At 37.1% G+C, this 22,987-nt stretch carries 24 protein-coding genes and 2 tRNA genes; 8 read left to right on the forward strand and 18 right to left on the reverse strand.

What is annotated here, in order from left to right; genetic code table 11:
* Positions 1 to 58: 58 nt before the first annotated feature.
* The 4 genes from mutS (at position 59) to B3C16_RS13895 (ending at position 3,498) form a co-directional block, all read left to right on the forward strand.
* Complete coding sequence (gene mutS, locus B3C16_RS13880; protein ID WP_291132706.1) at positions 59 to 2,665, forward strand: DNA mismatch repair protein MutS; 2,607 nt, start codon at positions 59 to 61, stop codon at positions 2,663 to 2,665.
* 141 nt (positions 2,666 to 2,806) lie between these two features.
* Positions 2,807 to 2,879, forward strand: a tRNA-Gly gene (locus tag B3C16_RS13885).
* Positions 2,880 to 2,891: 12 nt separating this feature from the next.
* Positions 2,892 to 2,977, forward strand: a tRNA-Leu gene (locus tag B3C16_RS13890).
* Between the two features lie 170 nt (positions 2,978 to 3,147).
* The gene (locus B3C16_RS13895; protein WP_121311873.1) at positions 3,148 to 3,498 is read left to right on the forward strand and encodes a DUF1508 domain-containing protein; all 351 of its coding nucleotides are present in this window, start codon (positions 3,148 to 3,150) and stop codon (positions 3,496 to 3,498) included.
* A gap of 86 nt (positions 3,499 to 3,584) precedes the next feature.
* Here the strand turns inward: B3C16_RS13895 and B3C16_RS13900 are convergent, their stop codons facing one another.
* The 3 genes from B3C16_RS13900 to B3C16_RS13910 all read right to left on the reverse strand — a co-directional run bounded on the left by B3C16_RS13900 (position 3,585) and on the right by B3C16_RS13910 (position 7,381).
* Complete coding sequence (locus B3C16_RS13900; protein WP_121311872.1) at positions 3,585 to 3,788, reverse strand: hypothetical protein; 204 nt, start codon at positions 3,786 to 3,788, stop codon at positions 3,585 to 3,587.
* 158 nt (positions 3,789 to 3,946) lie between these two features.
* Entirely contained in the window at positions 3,947 to 6,091 is a 2,145-nt protein-coding gene (locus B3C16_RS13905) for a S46 family peptidase (RefSeq protein ID WP_291132709.1), read from the reverse strand.
* Positions 6,092 to 6,133: 42 nt separating this feature from the next.
* Entirely contained in the window at positions 6,134 to 7,381 is a 1,248-nt protein-coding gene (locus tag B3C16_RS13910) for a 3-deoxy-D-manno-octulosonic acid transferase (RefSeq protein WP_121311870.1), read from the reverse strand.
* 96 nt (positions 7,382 to 7,477) lie between these two features.
* On the opposite strand from B3C16_RS13910, the gene B3C16_RS13915 reads away from it, so the two are divergent.
* From B3C16_RS13915 to B3C16_RS13925, 3 genes are all read left to right on the forward strand, one after another.
* Positions 7,478 to 8,617: a DegT/DnrJ/EryC1/StrS family aminotransferase gene (locus B3C16_RS13915; protein ID WP_121311869.1), complete on the forward strand. Its 1,140-nt coding sequence runs from the start codon at positions 7,478 to 7,480 to the stop codon at positions 8,615 to 8,617.
* Between the two features lie 79 nt (positions 8,618 to 8,696).
* Complete coding sequence (galE, locus tag B3C16_RS13920) at positions 8,697 to 9,710, forward strand: UDP-glucose 4-epimerase GalE (protein WP_291132713.1); 1,014 nt, start codon at positions 8,697 to 8,699, stop codon at positions 9,708 to 9,710.
* 46 nt (positions 9,711 to 9,756) lie between these two features.
* Positions 9,757 to 10,734 (forward strand): DMT family transporter, encoded by a 978-nt coding sequence (locus B3C16_RS13925; protein ID WP_291132715.1) that lies wholly within the window; start codon positions 9,757 to 9,759, stop codon positions 10,732 to 10,734.
* A 36-nt stretch (positions 10,735 to 10,770) separates the two neighbouring features.
* Here B3C16_RS13925 and B3C16_RS13930 read toward each other — a convergent pair whose 3' ends face one another.
* From B3C16_RS13930 to fabD, 5 genes are all read right to left on the reverse strand, one after another.
* Positions 10,771 to 11,028: a hypothetical protein gene (locus B3C16_RS13930; protein WP_121311866.1), complete on the reverse strand. Its 258-nt coding sequence runs from the start codon at positions 11,026 to 11,028 to the stop codon at positions 10,771 to 10,773.
* A 15-nt stretch (positions 11,029 to 11,043) separates the two neighbouring features.
* Positions 11,044 to 11,721, reverse strand: a complete 678-nt coding sequence (locus B3C16_RS13935) for a peptidoglycan DD-metalloendopeptidase family protein (protein ID WP_291132717.1) — start codon at positions 11,719 to 11,721, stop codon at positions 11,044 to 11,046.
* Between the two features lie 10 nt (positions 11,722 to 11,731).
* Positions 11,732 to 12,115, reverse strand: a complete 384-nt coding sequence (locus tag B3C16_RS13940; RefSeq protein ID WP_291132719.1) for a DUF3037 domain-containing protein — start codon at positions 12,113 to 12,115, stop codon at positions 11,732 to 11,734.
* Positions 12,093 to 12,881: a HipA family kinase gene (locus B3C16_RS13945; RefSeq protein ID WP_291132721.1), complete on the reverse strand. Its 789-nt coding sequence runs from the start codon at positions 12,879 to 12,881 to the stop codon at positions 12,093 to 12,095. Before B3C16_RS13945 ends, B3C16_RS13940 begins: the two co-directional genes overlap by 23 nt.
* 76 nt (positions 12,882 to 12,957) lie before the next feature.
* Positions 12,958 to 13,830: an ACP S-malonyltransferase gene (gene fabD, locus B3C16_RS13950; RefSeq protein WP_291132723.1), complete on the reverse strand. Its 873-nt coding sequence runs from the start codon at positions 13,828 to 13,830 to the stop codon at positions 12,958 to 12,960.
* 118 nt (positions 13,831 to 13,948) lie between these two features.
* On the opposite strand from fabD, the gene B3C16_RS13955 reads away from it, so the two are divergent.
* Positions 13,949 to 15,565: a hypothetical protein gene (locus B3C16_RS13955; protein WP_121311861.1), complete on the forward strand. Its 1,617-nt coding sequence runs from the start codon at positions 13,949 to 13,951 to the stop codon at positions 15,563 to 15,565.
* Positions 15,566 to 15,597: 32 nt separating this feature from the next.
* Here B3C16_RS13955 and B3C16_RS13960 read toward each other — a convergent pair whose 3' ends face one another.
* The 10 genes from B3C16_RS13960 to B3C16_RS14005 form a co-directional block, all read right to left on the reverse strand.
* Positions 15,598 to 16,125, reverse strand: a complete 528-nt coding sequence (locus B3C16_RS13960; protein WP_291132726.1) for an NADPH-dependent FMN reductase — start codon at positions 16,123 to 16,125, stop codon at positions 15,598 to 15,600.
* The gene (locus B3C16_RS13965; RefSeq protein ID WP_121311859.1) at positions 16,118 to 16,354 is read right to left on the reverse strand and encodes a (4Fe-4S)-binding protein; all 237 of its coding nucleotides are present in this window, start codon (positions 16,352 to 16,354) and stop codon (positions 16,118 to 16,120) included. The genes B3C16_RS13960 and B3C16_RS13965 overlap by 8 nt, the downstream gene beginning before the upstream one ends.
* A 1-nt stretch (position 16,355) precedes the next feature.
* Positions 16,356 to 16,763, reverse strand: coding sequence for an OsmC family protein (locus B3C16_RS13970; protein WP_291132728.1), 408 nt, complete (start codon positions 16,761 to 16,763; stop codon positions 16,356 to 16,358).
* 10 nt (positions 16,764 to 16,773) lie between these two features.
* A complete protein-coding gene (locus B3C16_RS13975) occupies positions 16,774 to 17,058 on the reverse strand; it encodes a GNAT family N-acetyltransferase (protein WP_291132729.1) in 285 nt (94 codons plus the stop codon).
* Positions 17,059 to 17,149: 91 nt separating this feature from the next.
* A complete protein-coding gene (locus tag B3C16_RS13980) occupies positions 17,150 to 17,866 on the reverse strand; it encodes a pirin family protein (RefSeq protein WP_291132731.1) in 717 nt (238 codons plus the stop codon).
* Positions 17,867 to 18,293: 427 nt separating this feature from the next.
* Positions 18,294 to 18,869: a Crp/Fnr family transcriptional regulator gene (locus tag B3C16_RS13985; RefSeq protein WP_121311855.1), complete on the reverse strand. Its 576-nt coding sequence runs from the start codon at positions 18,867 to 18,869 to the stop codon at positions 18,294 to 18,296.
* Positions 18,870 to 18,948: 79 nt separating this feature from the next.
* On the reverse strand, positions 18,949 to 19,308 hold the full coding sequence (locus B3C16_RS13990) for a DUF6370 family protein (protein ID WP_121311854.1): 360 nt from the start codon (positions 19,306 to 19,308) through the stop codon (positions 18,949 to 18,951).
* A 2-nt stretch (positions 19,309 to 19,310) separates the two neighbouring features.
* Positions 19,311 to 20,474: a formate-dependent phosphoribosylglycinamide formyltransferase gene (purT, locus tag B3C16_RS13995; protein WP_291132734.1), complete on the reverse strand. Its 1,164-nt coding sequence runs from the start codon at positions 20,472 to 20,474 to the stop codon at positions 19,311 to 19,313.
* Positions 20,475 to 20,561: 87 nt separating this feature from the next.
* Complete coding sequence (locus B3C16_RS14000; protein WP_291132736.1) at positions 20,562 to 21,746, reverse strand: pyridoxal phosphate-dependent aminotransferase; 1,185 nt, start codon at positions 21,744 to 21,746, stop codon at positions 20,562 to 20,564.
* 57 nt (positions 21,747 to 21,803) lie between these two features.
* Positions 21,804 to 22,898, reverse strand: a complete 1,095-nt coding sequence (locus tag B3C16_RS14005) for a fatty acid desaturase family protein (protein ID WP_291132738.1) — start codon at positions 22,896 to 22,898, stop codon at positions 21,804 to 21,806.
* Positions 22,899 to 22,987 lie beyond the last annotated feature (89 nt).

The following is a 22,987-nucleotide window of genomic DNA, read 5'->3' on the forward strand; positions in this document are numbered from 1 at the left end:
GGCTATTCGAGCTAAAATATTTAAATTCGCTTTCTTATAAATTTAAATCAAAATTCCATTGTCAGCCAAAGAGATTCAACCCAAGGAAACGCCTTTAATGAAGCAATACAACGAGATAAAAAGAAAGTATCCCGATGCGTGTTTGTTGTTCAGAGTAGGTGATTTTTATGAAACCTTTGGCGAAGATGCGATTCGTGCTTCTAAAATACTCGGTATCGTTTTAACCAAACGTGGCGCAGGTTCGGAAACAGAAACCGCATTGGCGGGATTTCCACACCATTCTTTAAATACTTATTTGCCAAAATTAGTAAAAGCGGGATTACGTGTCGCCATTTGTGATCAATTGGAAGACCCTAAAATGACAAAAACTATTGTCAAACGCGGTGTAACCGAATTGGTAACACCAGGTGTTTCGATGAACGATGAAGTTTTAAATTCTAGGTCGAATAACTTTTTGGCTTCAATTTATTTTGGAAAGAAGCAATTGGGTGTTGCTTTTCTAGATGTTTCTACCGGAGAATTCCTGACAGCTCAAGGCAATGAGGAATACATTGATAAGCTTTTGCAGAATTTTAGTCCGAGTGAGATTTTGATTCAAAAGAACAACAAAGGTCAATTCAAAGAAAGTTTTGGCGAAGATTTTAATGTGTTTTACCTTGAAGATTGGGTTTATAAAGAAGATTATGCGGTAGAAACTTTGATGAATCACTTTCAAACCAATTCTTTAAAAGGTTTTGGTGTAGAAGAATTACCCGATGGCATCATTGCTTCAGGTGCGATTCTTTATTATTTATCAGAAACGCAACACAACAAAGTTCAACATATTACTAATATCCAACGCATAGCCGAAGATGCTTATGTTTGGATGGATCGATTTACCATTCGAAATTTAGAATTATACCATAGTCATTCTCAAAATGCCGTAACGCTTTTGGATGTGATTGACCGAACGCTTTCGCCAATGGGTTCAAGATTGTTGAAACGCTGGTTGGCTTTGCCTTTGAAAGATATTAATAAGATTAGAAGTCGTCATGAAGTCGTTACTTATTTGAAGGAAAATCAAGAAATTCTTCAAAAAATGCAATACCAAATCAAACAGATTTCCGATTTGGAGCGTTTGATTTCAAAAGTCGCTACCGGAAAAATTTCACCACGTGAAGTGGTTTATTTGAAAGAATCTCTCGACGCTATTATTCCGATAAAGACTATTGCACTCGAAAGCAAACAAGAAGCCGTTCGTGTTATTGGCGACAATTTGCATGCTTGCGATTTGCTTCGCGAAAAAATAAAAGCCACTCTAAATCAAGATTCTCCGGTTTCAATTGCCAAAGGAAATGCAATCGCGACAGGAATTCATCCCGAATTAGACGAACTGCGCAACATTGCCTTTTCGGGGAAAGAATATTTAGAAGGTATTGAGAAAAGAGAATCAGAGCGCACCGGAATTACTTCTTTGAAGATTTCTTTTAATAACGTCTTTGGATATTATATAGAAGTCCGTAACACACATAAAGACAAGGTTCCTCCCGAATGGATTAGAAAACAAACTTTAGTCAATGCTGAAAGATACATCACGGAAGAGTTAAAAGAATACGAAACTAAGATTCTCGGCGCCGAAGAAAAAATCCACCAAATCGAAAGCCATTTGTTTGAACAACTCGTGATTTGGATTGGTACTTATATCAAACAAGTACAGTTGAATGCTAATTTGGTTGCCCAATTGGATTGCTTGACTTCTTTTGCGCAATTGGCTATAGAAAATGATTACGTGTGTCCGATTTTGGATGATACATTTGAATTAGAAATTAATAATGGTCGTCATCCTGTGATTGAAAAGCAATTACCCGTTGGCGTTCCTTATGTGGCTAATGATGTTTTCTTAGACAGAGAAACACAACAACTCATTATGATTACCGGGCCGAATATGTCTGGTAAATCTGCAATATTAAGACAAACGGCTTTGATTGTTTTACTGGCGCAAATGGGAAGTTTTGTTCCTGCAGAGAAGGTCAGAATGGGTGTTGTCGATAAAATTTTCACCAGAGTTGGCGCCAGCGATAACATTTCGATGGGTGAATCAACATTTATGGTGGAGATGAATGAAACGGCTTCCATCTTGAATAATATTTCAGATAGAAGTTTGGTATTGTTAGACGAAATCGGTCGTGGTACGAGTACGTATGACGGAATTTCTATTGCTTGGGCAATCGCTGAATTTTTACACGAAAATCCTGCAAGGCCAAAAACGTTATTTGCTACACATTATCACGAGTTAAATGAAATGAGCGAATTGCTGCCGAGAATTCAGAATTATAATGTTTCGGTAAAAGAGTTAAAAGACAATGTGCTTTTTATCAGAAAATTGGTTAAAGGCGGTAGCGCACATAGTTTCGGTATTCATGTAGCCAAAATGGCCGGTATGCCTCAAATGGTAATTCAGAAAGCGCAAAAGCTTTTGAAAAAATTAGAGAAAAATCATTCCAGCGACGCACTCAATACAATTAGATCTTCAAAAGACGAAATGCAGCTCAATATTTTCAGCATGGATGATCCTTTATTGGAAGAAATCAGAGAAGATATCTTGAATTTAGACATCAATACTTTGACGCCGGTGGAAGCTTTAATGAAGCTAAATGAGTTGAAAAGAATGTTATTGAAAAAATAAGCTTGTCGCTTGATTTTGCTAATCAGGGAATTAGATTTTTAGAAAGTTTTTTTCAAAAAAAGGTTTGCATAATTGAATTTAAGTATTACATTTGCATCCGCAATACAGTACAAGTGTTGCCGTTCTTACAAAATTTGAAATGCGAAAATAGCTCAGTTGGTAGAGCGCGACCTTGCCAAGGTCGAGGTCGCGGGTTCGAGCCCCGTTTTTCGCTCAACATCTATACGCTCGGATGGTGAAATTGGTAGACACGCTGGACTTAAAATCCAGTGAACAGCAATGTTCGTGCGGGTTCAAGTCCCGCTCTGAGTACAAAAGCCTCTAACTTTGTTAGGGGCTTTTTTTATGCGCTATGGTTTGATTTTTTAATAAGTTTAATTGTTTTATACCGATTCAACTTCGTAACTTCGAAGCTGCTGTGAAAGCAAAAGCCTCTAACGAAAATTAGAGACTTTTTTATTTCAAATCCTTTTAAATGTTGTATGGGCACTTTTGTTATCACTAAAAGATTAAATGACTTCTATAAATTTGAGTTTGTCTCCAGAAAAGGGAAGACAATTTTTACCAGTGCCGATTATGAACTCCGATTTGAGTGTGAAGAAGCTATAGAGGTTTTTAGAGTTTCTGTGGATTCACATCGCTTCCTCAGGTTTAAAACGGCTAAAGGAAAATGTTTTTTTAAATTGATGAATGAAGAAAAAGTTTTTGCTGTCAGCAGAAAGTATTCTACAGAATTGATGATGCAAAAGGGAATTGATGAGATTATTAAGTATGCTTCTAAAGCAGAAATATTGGATTTTTCTGCCGGAGATTCTATTTTCTCAGATGTATAAAGATTAGGAAGAGGTTTGTTTTAGAACTTGTATAAAAAAAAGAAAGCCACGCATTGCGTGGCTTAATTTCTTACTGTAATTTAAAATTACTTAGCAGCTGGAGCTTCAGTAGCTGGAGCAGCAGCAGTTGTGTCAGCAGCAGTTGTGTCAGCAACAACAGTAGTTGTGTCAGCAGCTGGCTCAGCAACAACAGTTGTGTCAGCAGTAGCTTCAGCAGCAGCATCAGCTTGTTTACAAGATACTACAGTTAATGCAGCAACAACAGCTAAACTTAAAAATACTTTTTTCATCTTACTTAATTATAAAAGGTTAATTATTAATTCGGAGCAAAGATATAAATTTTTTTATTTGGAAAAACTTTTATTTTAACTTTTTTTAAAAATCTCTATTTTGCTTCGATTTTCATTTAACAACAATCATGCCAAAACTTAAGAGTTGCTTAATTTCTTTATTTTTTCTTTGGTGCAACGATCTTCATTTCTTTGATTAAATTCTCAGCGCCGGCAAATTTATCTACCACAAATAGTACATAGCGGATGTCAACCATAATGTTTCTGCATATTTCAGGAGAATAAAAAATATCACTCATCGTTCCTTCCCATACTCGGTCAAAATTTAGGCCAATTAAATTTCCATTAGCGTCAAGTGCCGGACTTCCGGAATTTCCGCCGGTGGTATGATTGGTTGCAATGAAGGCGACTGGCATTTTGCCTTTTACGCCATAATTACCATAGTTTTTGGTATTGTATAAATCAATTAGTTTTTGGGGAACATCAAATTCATAATCACCGGGAATGTACTTTTCGATTACACCATCCAAATAGGTAAAGGGTTCGTAAATGACACCGTCATTAGGTTTGTAGCCTTTAATCTTGCCATAAGTTACGCGGAATGTACTGTTGGCATCCGGGAAAATTCTATCTGATTTTTTACTCAATTCCAAAATGGCTTTCATATAAGTTCGTTGCGTTGCAGTTATCCTCAAATTGATTTCATCATATTTTGGCGCTACAGTTTTCAAATAATTGTCTGCCATAATTTTTACAACCTGAAATCCTTTGTCTTTGTTGAGGCTTTCTAATACGGTTTTGCTATCGCCGGTTAGTAATACTTTGACTTTTTCATAGGTAACCAATTGCGATTGGGTAAATACTTCATTAGCTAAAACGGCGGCATTTATATTTTCAAAAGTACTTGGCAAGAATTGTTTTGGGTAAGTATTAGCATAAATGCCAATGGTTTTTTCAAAAACTTTTTCATCAATGGTAGTGTTGTAGTCTTTATAGAAATCACCTAATCCATTGATTAAATTGTTTCTTCTGTCGTTGAAGGATTGCTCACCTTTGGTATTGTAAATTTGTTCTAATTGGTACAATTTGTAACCTAAATTCAGTATTTCAGTATTTCGCAAAGCGACTTCTGTAAAGACATCTCTGGCCAAAGCATAGTCGTTTATTTCAGTATAGTTTTTCTCAAAATCAGCCAATAAATTTCCGTATTCTGCTTGCTTTCCTGCAGCAATCACTTTCTTTTGAAAATCGGCCTCAAATTGTCTTTTTGCTGCTACTGCATTAGCTTTTTTCAAACCTTTGGATTCTCCAATCCATTTTTTCCACGCATTAGATATAGAAGAGTTCTTAGCGGCATATTGAATCTTAATGGCTTTGTCTTTTCGCATGAATTCATTTTGCACTTTTAAAGTAGCGTCGCGAACTTCTATTTTAGCAGGATTTAATGTGTTTACAATTTGTTCAACCGCTACGGCAGGTAAGTATTCTCGGGTTGTTCCCGGAAAACCTAAAACCATAGTGAAATCATTTTCCTTTAATCCATTGATAGAAATAGGAAAAAAGTATTTAGGCTTGTAAGGCACGTTATCAGCAGCATAAGTAGTCGGACGATTGTTTTTGTCAGCATAAATTCTAAACAAAGAGAAATCTCCGGTATGACGAGGCCAAACCCAATTATCCGTATCGGAACCGAATTTTCCAATAGAACTAGGTGGCGCACCAACCAAACGAACATCACGGAAGGTCTCCGTTACAAATAAAATATATTGGTTTCCGTCATAGAAAGTCTTGATGCTGTTTTCTTGCCAAGATTCTTTGGGAGAAGTTTTGCTCAACTCAGCGATATTGTCTTTTATCTTTTTTTGTTTATCCGCTTCTGAAGTCAATGAGGCAACTCCGGAAAGCACTTTTTCAGTAACATCATCTATGCGAATAATAAAGGTTACAAATAAGTCTTTGTTTGGCAATTCCTCTTCCATTTTATAGGCCCAAAAACCATTGGTTAGGTAATCATGCTCAACGGTTGAATGACTTTGAATGTTGTCATAACCACAGTGGTGATTGGTTAAAATCAATCCTTTGTCCGAAATAACTTCCGCCGTACAACCACCGTCAAAATGAGGAACAGCATCTTTTAAACTGGATTTGTTTACAGAATAAATATCTTCGGCACTGATTTTCATGCCCAGATTTTTCATTTCGCTTTCGTTCATTCCTTTCAATAACGAAGGAATCCACATGCCGCCTTGTTGCGCTTGTACCTGAAATACTAAAAGTAGTAGCAGTAATCTTAAAAGTTTCATAGTGTAGTTTGTTTGAAGTAAAGTAATGAGTTTGTTTTTATTTTATTTGTTACAAATATGTTTTAAAATCACATCCGTTGCGCCTTTATTCATTTGCACGAAAGTTTCACAAATATGTCCTTTTTCATGACGAATGTCATCATTCAAAATCAAATTGTCGAAAGCATCGTTAAGTTGGTTTTGATTCGTTATCGAAATACAACCTTCCATATTGGCCAAAGCAGTCGCTTCCGCAAAATGGGAATAATTAGGGCCAACGACAATTGGAATACCAAAAGTCGCCGGTTCTAATATGTTATGAACGCCCGGATTACCAAAACCGCCGCCAACATACGCGATATCAGCATAACTGTAAATTTTGGTTAAAATACCGATGGTGTCTATGATGAAAACATTATTTTCTTGTAGAGACGCGATTAATCGCGTCTCTACGTATTCCGAATATAAAACCGTTTTCTTGGTAATTGATTTTTTCAATTCCAAAATTTGTTCGGCTTTGATATTGTGTGGCGCAATGATGAATTTCACATTGTTATCGGCTTGATTGATGAAATTGACCAACAAGCTTTCATCTTTTGGCCATGAACTTCCAATAACAATTGTCGTAGTATTATTTTTAAATTCTTTGATGAAATCTAATGAGTTGTCTCTGTCTAAAATCGAAACCACTCGGTCAAAACGAGTATCGCCTGAGATTTTTACATTTTGGTAGCCCAAAGATTGGAGCAGTTTTTTCGAACTTTCATTTTGAACAAAAAAGTACTCAAAGGTTTTCAGAGCATTTCGGTAAAAACCACCATACCATTTGAAAAAGGCTTGTTTTTCTCTAAAAATTCCAGAAATTAAATAGGTTTCGATGTTCCTTTTTTTCAATTCGTTCAAATAATTGGGCCAATATTCATATTTGATAAAGAAAACCAAATCGGGATGAACGAGTTTCAGGAATTGTTCGGCATTTGATTTGGTGTCCAAAGGCAAATAAACGGTAGCATCAGCAATCGTATTGTTTTTCCGAACTTCATAACCGGAAGGCGAAAAAAACGTCAAGATTACTTTATGATTTGGAAATTCTTTTTTGATTTTTTCCATTACGGGTAAACCTTGCTCATATTCGCCTAATGAAGCAGCGTGAAACCAAATGGTTTTGTCTTTCGGATTTATTTTAGCCGATAAAGTTTCGAAAACGGTTTTTCTTCCATTGACAAACAGCTTTATTTTGGGACTGAAAAGTGCCAATATTTTCACGAGTTGTGACGCCAAAACCAGTAAAACATTATATAAAAAAAACATCCCCAAAAATTTGATGCGCTAAAATACGTTTCTTTTACGGAAGATGAAATTCTACTTCAGAATTTCTTACTTTTGCTACTCATAATTTTTTAGAAGATGAGAAAAATTCAAATGGTTGACTTAAAAAGTCAATACGAAAAAATAAAAGATACAGTTAACGCTTCGATTCAGGAGGTTTTAGATACTACAACTTACATAAATGGACCATTGGTTCATGAATTCCAAAAGAATTTAGAGGAATATTTAGACGTAAAACATGTGATTCCATGTGCCAACGGAACCGATGCTTTGCAAATTGCCATGATGGGCTTGGATTTAAAACCCGGCGATGAGGTAATTACAGCCGATTTTACCTTCGCTGCTACCGTTGAAGTGATTGCTTTGTTGCAATTGACTCCGGTTTTAGTTGACGTTGATATTGTGAATATGAATATTTCGATAGAAGCGATTAAGAAAGCGATTACACCGAAAACTAAAGCAATTGTGCCGGTACATTTGTTTGGTCGCGCTGCGAATATGGAAGCGATTATGGCGATTGCCAACGAACACAATTTATACGTAATTGAAGACAATGCTCAAGCGATTGGTGCCAATTGTAAATTCTCTGACGGAAGCAAAAAGAAAGCCGGAACTATCGGACATGTGTCTTCTACGTCATTTTTTCCTTCCAAAAATTTAGGTTGTTATGGAGATGGTGGAGCAATTTTTACCAACGACGATGCATTGGCACACAAAATTCGCGGAATAGTAAATCACGGAATGTATGTGCGTTATCACCATGATGTTGTTGGCGTAAATTCACGTTTGGATAGTATTCAAGCCGGTGTTTTGAACGCCAAATTACCGTTGTTAGATGCTTACGGAAAAGCGCGTCAGGATGCAGCTCGTAAATATTCAGCGGCTTTTGAAGGGCATAAAAACATCATTGCGCCAATGATTTGTGATAATTGTGATTGCCATGTTTTCCACCAATATACATTAAGAATTATCGATGCTGATAGAAATGGTTTGATGGAACATTTATTGGCTAAAGGTATTCCGTGTGCGATTTATTACCCTATTCCGTTGCATTCGCAAAAAGCGTATTTGGATTCGCGTTACAAAGAAGAGGATTTTCCGGTAACCAATCAATTGGTAAAAGAAGTGATTTCATTGCCAATGCATACTGAATTAGACGATGAGCAAATCAAATTCATCACCGATAGCGTTTTAGAATATCTAGAAGATAAGAGATAATAGACAATTAGATAATAGACAATTGATTTGGATATACATCTATCATCTTTTAGTCTATTTTCTATAATCTAAACAAAATATGAAAGTAGTAGTAACAGGTGGTTTAGGATTTATAGGTTCACATACGGTTGTAGAATTACAGAATCAAGGTTTTGAAGTAGTAGTAATTGATAATTTATCAAATGCTTCTATTTCAGTTTTAGATGGTATCGAAAAAATTACCGGAAAGAAACCATTTTTTGAAAATATCGATTTAAGAGAAAAAGGCTCGGTTCAAAATTTCTTTCAAAAACACAGTGATACTGTTGGTTTGATTCATTTTGCCGCTTCAAAAGCCGTAGGTGAGAGTGTTGGAAATCCTTTACTATATTACGAAAACAACATCAATACGTTGGTTTATGTATTGCAAGAACTGATAGCATTACCACAAGCTAATTTCATTTTCAGTTCATCATGTACAGTTTACGGTCAAGCCGAAACTATGCCTATCACTGAGGATGCTTCCGTTCAACCCGCAATGTCGCCTTATGGAAACACCAAGCAAATAGGAGAAGAAATTATCAAAGACGTTGCCAGAGTAACCAATTTGAGTTCGGTTTTATTGCGTTATTTTAACCCAATCGGAGCGCATCCAAGTGCTGAAATAGGAGAATTGCCGTTAGGTGTTCCACAAAACTTAGTGCCATTTATTACACAAACAGCGATTGGCTTGCGTAAAGAATTATCGGTTTTTGGGAATGATTACCCAACGGTTGACGGTACTTGTATTCGCGATTATATTCATGTAGTTGATTTGGCAAAAGCTCACGTTGTAGCTTTACAGCGTTTGTTGGACAAACAAAATTTGGAGAAAGTTGAAACGTTTAATTTAGGAACCGGAACAGGAAGTTCGGTTTTAGAAGTGATTCATGCTTTCGAAAAAATATCAGGTCAAAAAGTACAATATAAAATTGTTGACAGAAGAGAAGGCGATGTAGTTCAGGCATATGCCAATACCGATAAAGCAAGGGAGATTTTAGGTTGGAATACGGAATTGTCTTTAGAAGACGCTTTGGCTTCTGCTTGGAAATGGGAACAAAAAGTTAGAAGTTAAGACCTAAAAACACAGATTACCTTGTCGTAATCAATGTCTGTATTACATGAGTGAAAAACCCGATTTTAAATTACTTTTCTGTCTATTTATAGTAGCGGTAGTTTGGGGTACAACTTATTTGGGCATCAGAGTTGCGGTTGAAACGATGCAACCTTGGTATATCACTTCAGTACGACAAGGATTAGCGGCTTTGATAGTTTTAGTTATTTTACTTTACAAAAGACAGTTGGCTTGGATTGGATGGGAAAATTTCAAACTCCAATTCATACCGGCGATTTTAATGATTGTCTTAGCCAATGGTTTTACCACCATAGCGGAGCAAAGTGTTTCGAGTGGCTTGACTTCAATATTGAGTGCTTTGTCGCCATTGGTTGTCTTTTTAGGAGGAACGATGATTGGTCAACAAAAGGCTACACTCAAGGGTTTTCTGGGCGTAATTGTTGGTTTTCTGGGTGTGGTTTTTATTTTCAGAGAAGGTTTGGGTGATATTTTGGACCCCAATTATAAAACCGGTATTCTTTTTTTAAGTATTGCAATTCTCTCGTGGTCTGCCGGAACGATTTACACCAAAATGCATACACACAAATCAAACAATATTGCGTTGAATTTGTTTTATCAATTCTCTATTGCAGCCATAGTTCAATATGCTTTAGCGCTAATTATCAATCCGGATGTAGATTTCGATGCTTGGAGTTCGAGAAGCATTTTGGCCACTTTATACCTTTCTGTTTTTGGTTCGGTGATTGCTTTTTTTGCTTATCATTATGCGTTGAAAAGAGTGACCGCTATTCAGGTTTCGGTGCTGAATTATATCAATACTATTATTGCAGTATTCTTAGGTTGGTTGTTGTTAGATGAGGTAATTACACGCGACTTTTTAATTGCAACTGTTTTGATTATTTTAGGTGTATTCATTACCAATTATAAGCGAGCCCGAGGCACACGAGCCAAAGGCGAACTGAGCAAAGCTAAAGCCGAACAGAGCGGCACGAGCAATAGCGAACTGACGAAGCAAGCTAAATAAAAAAAATCCTCATTTTTGATGAGGATTTCGATTTTGTTATTTTGCAGATTCTTTTAATTTTTCAGCTGCTTCTTCTAATTTTTTAGCGCTTTTTATTTTGGCACTGTCTATTTCAGCTTTGGCTTTTATTTTAGCAGAATCTATTTTGGCTTCCGCTTTTATTTTGGCTGAATCAATAGTTTCTTTTACTTCTTCAGTTACAGCGTCTGATGCCGCATCCAGTTTTTCTTTGGTTTCGTCTTTACAAGAGGCAAGTAAAGCGACTAAAGCGAATGATAAGATTATTTTTCTCATGAGTATATGTTTGATTTAGTTAATTTTTAATAGCAAATTAGGATCAGGACAATTTTTCAAATAAAATGCCAAGTCTTTTGAACTGCAAACTCCGGGATAATCACCGGTTTTATTTTCCATATCGATAATGATTTGAAAATGCAAATGAGGAGAGTAATCTCCATTAATCGGAGGTAAACCTAAACTAGCGATTTGTTCTCCTTGCTGCACAAAGTTACCAACTTTTTTGTCTTTTAAGCTGTCCAAACTCAAATGGCCATATAAAGTATGAAACTTGAAACCTTCTATTTCATGTTCCAAAATAATTGTCGGGCCATAATCACCTAAAGCCGAATTGTCTTGAAAGCTGTGAATTTTTCCATCCAAAGCCGCATAAATAGGAGCCGATTCGTTGATCCATAAATCCAAACCAATATGAATGTTGCGTTCGTCGGTATTCTCATTTTTGAAAACCGTACTTCTTTGGTACAAATTTCGGTGTTCAATGTAGCCGCCAAAAGCGATTTTAGCTTTGTTACTCTCTAAATAGTTTTGAATGTATTGCTGGTAATCTTTCGCAGTAGCTAGTTTTTGGTTTGCCAAATTTTCATTGGTCACCGATAAATCCAAAGCGATATAATCAGTATAATCAATTTCCTTTGAAATGACTTTGATATTTTGAATGTTGCCAAGTAAAGCGATAATTTTTTCCATGGAAATTTATTTATAACACTAATTCAGCATATAATTTTTCGAAAGTAGCATCTAAATCAATACTAAATCCTGAATGCGGTCGAGAAGTTTGTATGCTCGAACTTTTAACAGCTGTTAACCATCTGAAACGTTCCGAAATTTCGAAAGCGCCAATTGGTCCACCATCTTTTTTTCCTTGACCAATTTTTACAAAGGATTCTACATTTTCCTTTAATTGATTGATATCAAATTCAGCACAAATCGACTGGATTTTTTCGGGTACGATATGATACTCAATCCGTAAATATTTTTGCCTTTTACAAAAAAGCAGCAATCCGATATTGATAAATTCTTCGCGCTCTACCTTGGGCACAACACGAATAACGGCGTATTCATATAAGTGTTTTTCGTGCATCTTGCGCTTGTTTTAAAAATAAATCAGCATTCGCCAATCGGAGGGTTAAAAATTGAAAATAGACTTCTTTTATGTCGTCAGGAGATATGACGCCTTCTTCCCATTGTAACCAATCTTCCGGAATTTGATTTACAATTTCTTTCAGAATCGCATCATTTAATTTTGTGGTGAATTCGGTATTTACTTCGTCCAATCGAGTTGCTTTTGGCAATAAAACATGGTCTTTTATCAAAGCAAATGGCGAAACTGCATTGGCTTTCCAATTGTCCCAAGAATGGTGAAAATAAAAAGCGGCTCCGTGGTCAATCAACCATAATTCTTTTTTCCAAATTAAGAGATTGGTATTTTTAAACGTTCGATCAACATTAGTAATAAAAGCATCCAACCAAACGATTTTCGAAGCCAATAACGCCTCGCAATCATTGGTCGCCACATCATAAGTAATCGCGCCGGATAAATAATGCAAACCCAAATTCAAACCCTGACTGAACTTCAACAAATCCTGAATTTCTTCGTCGGCTTCTGTTCTGCCAAAGGCTTCGTCTAAATTGGCAAAAACCAATTCGGGAACAGGTAAACCCAAATAACTTGCAATTTGGCCGCCTAAAAATTCGGCAATCAAAGCTTTAACACCATGACCGGCACCGCGAAATTTCAAAACATATTTAAAATCGTCATCCGCTTCTGCCAATGCCGGAAGCGAACCACCTTCGCGAAGAGGCGTAATATATCGGGTTACGTTAACTATTCGTAAATCTAAATTCATGAATATGGAATTCTTTAAAACAAAGATAGCATAAAAAAACTCCGATGTTTTTATCGGAGTTTTCAATTTTTTGAGGTTAGGCAGAATGGGTTTCCACTTCTCTGTCGATTTTATTAACCAAACCAACCAAGACTTTTCCGGGTCCGACTTCAGTAAAACTAGTCGCGCCGTCTTTAACCATTTGTTGTACCGATTGTGTCCATCTTACCGGAGCGGTTAATTGAATGATTAAGTTTTTCTTTATTTCGTTAGCATCAGAAATTGCACTCGCCGTTACGTTTTGATATACCGGACAACTCGGTGTATTGAAAGTTGTTGCTTCAATCGCGGCAGCCAATTCTTCACGAGCCGGTTCCATCATTGGGGAATGGAAAGCACCACCAACAGGCAACAATAAAGCACGTTTTGCACCAGCGGCTTTCATTGCTTCACAAGCTTTTTCTACTGCTGAGAATTCGCCCGAAATCACCAATTGTCCGGGACAGTTGTAATTCGCCGCCACAACAACGCCGTCGATAGTGGCACAAACGTCTTCCACAATTTTATCATCCAAACCTAAAACCGCAGCCATCGTTGAGGGTTTGATTTCGCAAGCTTTTTGCATGGCGATGGCTCTTTGCGAAACCAGTTTCAAGCCGTCTTCAAAAGACAAAGTACCATTGGCTACCAATGCTGAAAACTCACCAAGTGAATGCCCCGCGACCATATCAGGTTTAAAATTGTCTAAAGTTTTAGCCAAGATTACCGAGTGTAAAAATACAGCCGGTTGCGTCACTTTGGTTTCTTTTAATGCTTCGGCTGTTCCTTCAAACATAATATCTGTAATTCGGAAACCTAATATTTCATTGGCTTTTTCGAATAAGTCTTTTGCTAAAGCTGAATTTTCATATAAGTCTTTGCCCATTCCGGTGAATTGAGCGCCTTGACCAGGGAATACATATGCTTTCATTTGAATAAAATTAGAAGACAAAAATAAGGATAACTATTAAATAAAGAACATCTCATTTAAAATTGTAACTTTCTTCTACTTTCTTACGTCAAATAGGAAACCTTTTAAACCAAAAAATATGAAAAAGAACCTACTTTTTGTGATCCTCTTTTTTTTACTGATTTATTTAACCATGCCTGTACTCAATTATGGTTTCTACAGCATTGGGATTTTGCTTTTACTCCTTTTACTATTGTTGTTTTTATCTTCACTCGGAATTACTACCGACGCTGCTCAAAAGAAGTTTATAGTTAAACAAAAACCAAGAAAATGGATGCTTTTTTTCATGGCATTGGTGTTGGCTTATTTAACAATATTGCCTTTAGTTACATCAGCTACCTTTTTACATGCTTCAAAGTACCAAAAAATGATTGGCGAAGTGAAGAAAGGAAACGAAATAGCCAAGCACATCGCCCCCATTTCTATGGATAAAATCAGAGTGGTTGACCAGAATTTAGCTTATTTGTTAGGAGAAAAAATCATTGGTTCACAACCGGCTTTGGGTAGTCAAATTCAACTCGGTAAATTTTCGATTCAAAAAGTAAATAACGAATTGTTTTGGATTGCGCCTTTGTTGCATTCCGGTTTTTTTAAATGGTTCAATAATTCTGAAGGAACTCCGGGTTACGTGATGGTTTCGGCAACAAATGAACGAGATGTACGATTGGTGGAATCTGTCAATAATAAACCGATTCACATCAAGTACCAACCTTCGGCTTATTTTCAAAGTGATATTCACAGACATGTCTACTTTAATGGATATGCTACTGCTGGCTTAGAAGATTTTGTTTTTGAAGTTGATGAAGCAGGCAATCCCTATTGGGTCATTTCAACCTACCAAAAAGAAATTGGTTTTTCGGGGAAGAATGCAACCGGAGTAATTGTAGTTGATGCGCAAACCGGTGTTATCAATGAATATGCTGTTGCAGCAACTCCGGCTTGGGTTGATAGAATTCAACCGGCTGTAATTATTGAGGAACAATTAAATGATTGGGGAGAATTAATCAATGGCTATTGGAATTTTTCCAACCGAGATAAGTTGCAAATTACAGAAGGTCTGACTTTGGTTTATGGAAAAAATGACCGTTCCTATTGGTACACCGGATTGACCTCTGTGGGTAGTGATGAAAGCGCTGTTGGGTTTGTTTTGGTAGATACCCGAACCAAAGAAACTACATTCTACAAACAAAGCGGTGCTACTGAGTATGCCGCTCAACAGTCGGCAGAAGGTAAAGTGCAGGAAAAGGGATATTCGGCTTCATTGCCAATTCCGTATAATATAAACAACATTCCTACCTATGTAATGACGCTCAAAGACGATGGCGGATTGGTGAAAATGTATGCTATGGTAGCTATTAATGATTATACCATCGTAGGGGTAGGAAACTCGATGAGAGAAACATTAACCGCTTTTAAGAGCGCTTATAATTCTTCCGGGAATAAGATTAATCCGGGTGTTTCGGATGCCAAAAAGAGTTTGCAATCGGTTATTACGCGCATCCAAAATGATGTAAAAAACGGGAATAGTTTTTATTATTTTACCGTAAAAGACTATCCAAGTATTTTTGTGGGTTCAACACAAGTTTCGGGTGAATTGCCTATTACAGTTGTGGGAGATAGTGTCGAAATTTCGTTTGATATTGATGAAGAAAAAGTTATTGATGTTACCCGATTTGACAATAAAGCTTATAAATAATAAAAAGCCCTAACGAACAGTTAGGGCTTTTTTTATAGATTGATTTCTTTTATTATTTTTTTTAAATCACTGTCGAGCGTTTCATTAGTGATTTTTCCCTCTTTGAAATTATCATTGAAACTGGGTAAGGAAAAACTACCTTTTACAATTCCTCCTTGAAAAGGCATTCGTTTTACAGCAATATCCAAAACGGTTCCGCCACCACGCGCTCCTGGTGAAGTTGCCAATAAAAGCAATGGTTTTTCTTGAAAGGTTTTGCTGTTGATACGCGATGTCCAATCTAAAATGTTTTTAAATGCCGCAGTAAAATTGCCGTTGTTTTCGGCAAACGAAATCAGAATAAAATCGGCCTCACCAATTTTTTGGTAAAAATCGTGCGCCAATTGCGGAAAGCCGTCTTTCTTTTCGCGGTCTTTGGAATAAATAGGCATTTCGTAATCGTTTAAATCTAAAAGATCAACACTTGCATTTTTAAACTGTTTCGCGGCATAAGATGCCAATTGTTTATTGATAGAGTCGCTGCTGTTTGAAGCGCCAAAAGCCAGTATTTTTTTAGTCATCTTGTGGTTTATTTAAGTAATAGGTTAAAGCGCCCGACGGGCATTTTTTGATAGTTTCAATAATCTTCTCAGTAGTTGAGTTTTCGGCAATAATCCACGGTTTTTCCTTAGGTTTAAAGACATCAGGGTTGTTGCGAACACAATTGGCAGAATGTATGCATTTTCCCGATTGCCACACGATAGTCACTTCGCCATTAGTGTATTCTTTGGTCAGGTTGTTGGCATCCATTTTATATTGTCGTATTAATGGTTATTTTGTTTTTCAGAATCTTCGAAATCGGACATTTTTCCGCAATGACCAATAAACGTTCTTTTTGTTCTTCACTAATGTTAGTTGGAAAAGTGATGGTTCTTGAAATACTGGTTTCCAATTCGGGAGTCATCTCCTGAGCTAAGTTTAGGGAAATGTTGATTTCAGGAATATCCCAACCTTTGCGGTCAATGTACATTCGCAAAGTTGATAAAGTACAACCGGCTAGTGAAGCCAAGAATGTTGAAAACGGATCTGGACCAATATTATTCCCGCCAACGCTTTCCGGTTCGTCCATTAATAAGGTTCCGTTACGCCAAGAAATGGTGCACAAATATTTTTGGGTACCAATTTTTCCTTCTACGTTATTTTCTAAAAGATTTGCCATGGCTCTACTATTATAAAACGTCTCTAAATTCAGGAACTTTGTCAAAAACGCTTTTCGCAAACGGACAAAGCGGAATAATTTTGATGCCGTTTTCGCGCGCATATTCTACGGCTTTGGTGACCATTTTTTTGCCAAAACCTTTTCCTTCGTTTCCCGGATTGACTTCAGTATGGTCGATAATGATTTTATCTTCACCTGCAAAAACAAAAGTCATCATCGCTTCTTGTTTGCCATCAACATCAATGTAAAAAAAGCCTTTTTTACCCTCGATTTTAAGTTGTACTTCGTTGTTCATAGTTTGTATTTTTTTGTCATTTTGACAAAGGAGAAATCTCATCAAATTATTATCATTATGTGATTTCTCCCGTTGGTCGAAATGACAATGATTATTGAATCATTGGAACTTCCATTAATAATATTTCAGCATCCGTAGTAGCTTCAAAAGTTACTTTGTCAAAGTCGGTTATGCCTAAGCCATCGCGTTCTCCTAAATCTTGTCCGTCTACTTTTACGCTTCCTTTGATTACAAAAATATAAAGTCCATTGCCTTCTTTGTTGCGATTGTAATCCAAAACAATTCCTTTATCCAAATTACCCATGTGAAACCATGCGTCTTGGTGAATCCAAACGCCGTCATCGTCAGCATTTGGAGAAAGAATCTGTTGTAATTTATTATGACGATCGCTAGTGTCTAACGTAATTTGTTGGTAACGAGGTTCTACATTTCTGTATTTCGGGAATACCCAAATCTGCAACAAATTGGTTCTTTTGTCCGGATTCGGATTGAATTCAGAGTGTTGAATTCCGGTACCGGCGCTCATCACTTGCACGTCTCCAAATTTAATCACTTCGGTATTTCCCATACTGTCTTTGTGCGCCAAATCGCCTTCCAAAGGAATCGTGATAATTTCCATGTTATCATGCGGATGTGTTCCGAAGCCCATACCAGAGGCAACAATGTCATCATTCAAAACTCTTAAGACGCCAAACTGAACTCTTTCCGGGTTATAATAGCTGGCAAAACTAAAAGTATGGTGTGCGTTTAACCAACCGTGATCGGCATGTCCGCGAGTGTGTGCTTTGTGTAAAACGGTATTTTTCATTTCTATTTAATATTTGCTTTTTAATTGTCAAATGCAGCCGAAACAAGTTTCGGTGTCATCATGTATAAATTTACTGATTATTATGATACAAATTTACAATCATGAAGAGCGTAGCGCACTTAATGTAGATTAAGAAATGTTTTGAGCAGCAATGGCAAAGCAATAAAGTAAGTTTGAAGCTCGTTTGAAAGGCTCCTAAGCTCAATTTCTTATGTACGTAGAGTGTTTGAAGGGGTCAGAAAAGGGTTTGAAGGAGTCCGAAGCTTTTTCTTGTGAGTCCGAAGTATATTTACATCAGTCCGAAGACCGTTTGAGTGAGTCCGAAGCTCATTTGCGTGAGTCCGAAGCTCGTTTGAGGGCTGGGAAGACTTGAAAATGCTCGAAAATTGTTTTTTTGAATTAAATTTACCTCTTTATAATTTTGGCTCTACTTCTTTAGCATCCGTGCTTTCATTTTACTAAAGAATTCCGGCGTTACGCCAATAAAAGAAGCAATTTGTTTTTGAGGCACTTTTTGAATCAATGTTGGGTATTTTTTGCAGAACTTGTCAAATCGTTCTTCGGCAGTTAGGCTTAGGTTGTCCATTAATCTTTCTTGGTTGGCTACCAAAGAATTTTCGATAAGGATTCTGAAAAAACGTTCCAGTTTCGGAATTTCCAAATACAGTTGCTCTTGGTTTTCTTTAGTTAATACAACCACTTCGGCATCTTCTAAGACTTCGATAAAGAGATTGCCCGGTTTTTGAGACAGCAAACTGTACATGTCGCTAATCCACCAATCTTCGCAGGCAAAACTCAGTACGTGTTCGACTATATTGTCATTGATATTGAAACTTCGAAGTAAGCCCGAATTGACAAAATAACCTTCTTTGCAGACTTGACCGGCGTGTTGAAGAATGGTTTTGGCTTTGAAGTGTTTGGTCTCGGTTTTAGAAAGAAAAAGCAACTCTTCTTCAGGAGTTAAAGAGATGTGTTTGGAAATATTTTGTAGAATCAGACTCATGTTTCAAAAATACTATAAAAGTTACTTCCACGAAAGCATAAAAAAAGCGTCCTGATTCAATCGGGACGCTTATCTATTTTTAATGTTTGTGACCATCATGGTCATTATGATTGTGCTTTTCTATTGGAAGTAGTTTGAAATTAGAAGCTACAAATCGGCCATTTTTAACTTCGCCAACTACTTCTGCTTTTCTGATGGTAGAACAAAAACCATCTTCGGCATGGGCATCACCGTGTTTGTTGATGTCGGTTCCGTCTACAAAATACGATTTTCCATCGATACGAACGGCCAAGTCACAGCCGCCTTTTTCTTTCATCCCAAATTGACATTGGCCACAAGAAGCTTCCACGATTTTTGGTTTTTGTTCTTGCTTTTTTTCTTGTGCATTCGTTGCTGTTACTCCTAATGTAAGGAAAGCAACTAAAAGTAATTTCTTCATAATTATAAATTTACGGTTACTAATTTTGCTGTTTCTTTAGCTTTTTCAACTATGGTTTCAATGGGTGTGTTCAAAGAGTCATTTGTCAAAACAACGCCCATTCTTCGGTAAGGTCTGGAGGTTGGTTTTCCAAAGATACGAAAATCAGTTTTAGGTAACGAAGCTACATCCGAAATTCCTGTGTAAGTTGGATTGGTCGAATTGCCATGGGCCAAAATCACCGCACTTGCACCGGCTTTTTCCAAAGTAATTTCAAAAATGGGTAAACTTAAAATGGCACGCAAATGCAATTCAAATTCGTTAAAATTTTGGGTTCCGGCTAAAGTTACCATTCCGGTATCATGTGGTCTTGGCGATAATTCTGAGAAGTAAACGCCTTCATCAGTCAGGAAAAATTCAACGCCGAAAAGTCCGGCACCGTCAAGGGCTTCAGTAATTTTTTCGGCCATATCTTGTGCTTCAAATAAGTCTTTATCAGAAACCTGAGCCGGTTGCCAACTTTCCTGATAATCGCCACGTTCTTGACGGTGACCGATTGGTGCGCAGAACAACGTTGGATTGTTATTTTGGGTAACCGTTAGCAAAGTGATTTCAGAATGGAAATTAACGAAAGCTTCAACGATTACTTCAATAATATCGCCACGAGAACCTTCTTCGGCATATTGCCAAGCTTTTGCAATGTCGGCTTCAGATTTGATGGTCGATTGTCCTTTCCCGGAAGAACTCATCAATGGTTTTACGACACAAGGAATGCCAACTTCGGTAACGGCTTTTTGTAATTCTTCAGCCGAAGTAGCATAGCGATAATTGGCCGTTCTTAAACCTAAATCTTTGGCGGCTAAATCGCGAATCGCTTTTCTGTTCATGGTAAAATTGGCCGCTTTTGCTGATGGTACAACTGTGATGCCTTGTTTTTCATAATCGTAAAAACGTTCGGTGCGAATGGCTTCGATTTCGGGAACGATAAAATCGGGTTTATGTTTGGAAACGATTCGGTCCAATTCGACACCATCGAGCATGTTGATGATTTCGAATCCATGAGCGACTTGCATCGCCGGAGCGTTTTCATAACTATCGACAGCGATGACGGTTTGCCCAATTCTTTGTGCAGCGATGACGAATTCTTTTCCTAATTCGCCGGAACCTAATAAGAGAATTTTTGCCATACTTTATGTTTTTAAACACAGATTTCACAGATTTACACAAATATAATCGGTGCAAATCGGTGAAATCTGTGTTGTACTATTTTGTTATTAAGTGAGAGCTTCTTTGATTCTTTTGAACGCTTCGGTTAGTAATGCTTCGCTGGTAGCATACGAAAGGCGAATGCAATTTGGGTTTCCGAACGCGTCTCCGGTTACGGTCGCAACATTGGCTTCTGACAACAAATACATCGAGAAATCATCGGCATTGGCGATTAATTTTCCGCGCAAAGTTTTTCCGAAGTAGGCTGAAACATCCGGGAACAAATAAAAAGCACCTTCAGGAACATTGATTTTGAATCCAGGAATTTCTTTGGCTAACTCAACTACCAAGTTTCTTCGGTTTTTGAAAGCTGCCACCATTTCGTTTAAAACGCTTGGATCAGCATCAACCGCAGTAATCGTAGCTCTTTGCGCAATGGAATTGGCACCTGAAGTTACTTGGCCTTGCATTTTGGTACAAGCTTTGGCGATAAATTCCGGAGCGCCGATATAACCGATTCTCCATCCGGTCATCGCGAAAGCTTTGGCCACACCATTCACTGTTATGGTTCTGTCGAATAGTCCGGGAATAGAAGCAATGCTGCAGAAGGTTCCCGAGAAATTGATGTGTTCGTAGATTTCGTCAGAAACGATATAAATGTTTGGGTATTTTTCTAAAACTTTACCAATGGCTGTTAGTTCCTCACGATTGTAAACTGAACCACTTGGGTTACAAGGCGAACTGAACCACATCATTTTGGTTTTTGGCGTGATGGCTTTTTCTAATTCTGCTGCGGTCATTTTGAAATTACTTTCTACAGAAGTTGGTACTTCAATTGGAACGCCACCGGACAATCTGATGATTTCGTAATAAGAAACCCAATATGGTGCAGGCAAAATTACTTCATCACCATCGTTCAACATCACTTGCGCAATGTTGTATAGAGATTGTTTTGCACCTGTAGAAACTACGATGTTAGCCGGTTTGTAATCTAAATTATTATCTCTTTTGAATTTTCTGCAAATGGCTTCTTTCAGTTCTCCGTAACCGTCGACCGGAGAGTAAGTGCTGTAATTTTCATCGATGGCTTTTTTCGCAGCTTCTTTGATAAAATCGGGTGTATTGAAATCAGGTTCGCCTAAACTTAAACTGATAATATCTTTTCCTTGGGCTTTTAATTCTCTGGCCAAAGCCGCCATAGCCAATGTTTGTGAAGTAGATAAATTGTTGATTCTGTCTGATAAAATGCTCATTGTGTTGCTGTTATGGTGTTAAATAAAGAGACGCCAATAAAGGCGTCTGTTTTTATGTTATACTAATTGAGGTTGCCTTCCCAATTCCCTTAAGTGCTTGAAATGCGAGGCAATAGCCGCTCGGGTTGTTTTGAATTCGTAATAAGGCAGTTCACATTCTTTAGCTGTTTGTTTTACGATGTCTGCAATTTTGTCGTAATGAACGTGACTGATATTGGGGAATAAATGATGTTCCACTTGGTGATTTAAACCACCGGTGTAATAATTAACCAACCAGTTTTTAGGAGCGAAGTTAGCAGTAGTAAACAATTGGTGAATTGCCCAAGTATTTTCTATTTCACCATTTTCATCCGGAATTGGATTTTCGGTTTCTTCAACTACGTGAGCTAATTGGAATACCACACTTAAGATAACTCCGGCAGTGTAATGCATTACCAAAAATCCTAAAACTACTTTCCACCAAGTCACGCCTAAAACAATAGGAATTACTATCCAAATAGAGAAATAAATGATTTTAGTGATGATTAAAGTAGTCCAACGAATTACCGGTTTTTTGAATTCGCCGTAAGATAAGTTTCTTTTCAAATAACGTTTCATTTGAAGGAAATCGGTTGTGATTGCCCAATTGAAAGTCAATAATCCGTACAAGAACACAGAGTAATAATGTTGGAATTTATGGAATTTATACCATTTGGCTTCTTTGGTGAAACGCATGATTCTTCCGGCTTCTAAATCTTCATCGTGCCCTAAAATATTGGTGTAAGTATGATGTAAAACATTGTGTTGTACTTGCCAATTGTAAACGTTTCCGGCCAAAATGTAGATGCTTCCGCCCATGATTTTATTGACCCATGATTTAGAAGAATAAGCGCCGTGATTACCATCGTGCATTACGTTCATTCCAACGCCTGCCATTCCGATACCAATTACAACGTTAAGTAAAAGGTAAGCCCAAATAGGCATTTGCATTGCCAATAAAATAAAATAAGGTGTTAGGAAAATAGAAAACATAACGAAAGTTTTCAAATGTAGTTTCCAGTTTCCGGTTCGGTCAAGATTGTTTTCTTTGAAATAGTTGTTTACTCTTGAATTTAGGGTTCTGAAGAATTTTAAACTATCAGTTTTAGAAAAAATGGGTGTTGTGGTATTCATTATAGTATTTCAAATTTTGCCCAAAGATAATTATTATAATTTTTTAAAGATTATAAACAAATCATAATTATTAACCAAAAGCACTATTT

The sequence above is a fragment of the Flavobacterium sp. UBA7682 genome, from assembly GCF_002482945.1.
In the GTDB taxonomy this organism is placed as follows: Bacteria; Bacteroidota; Bacteroidia; order Flavobacteriales; family Flavobacteriaceae; genus Flavobacterium.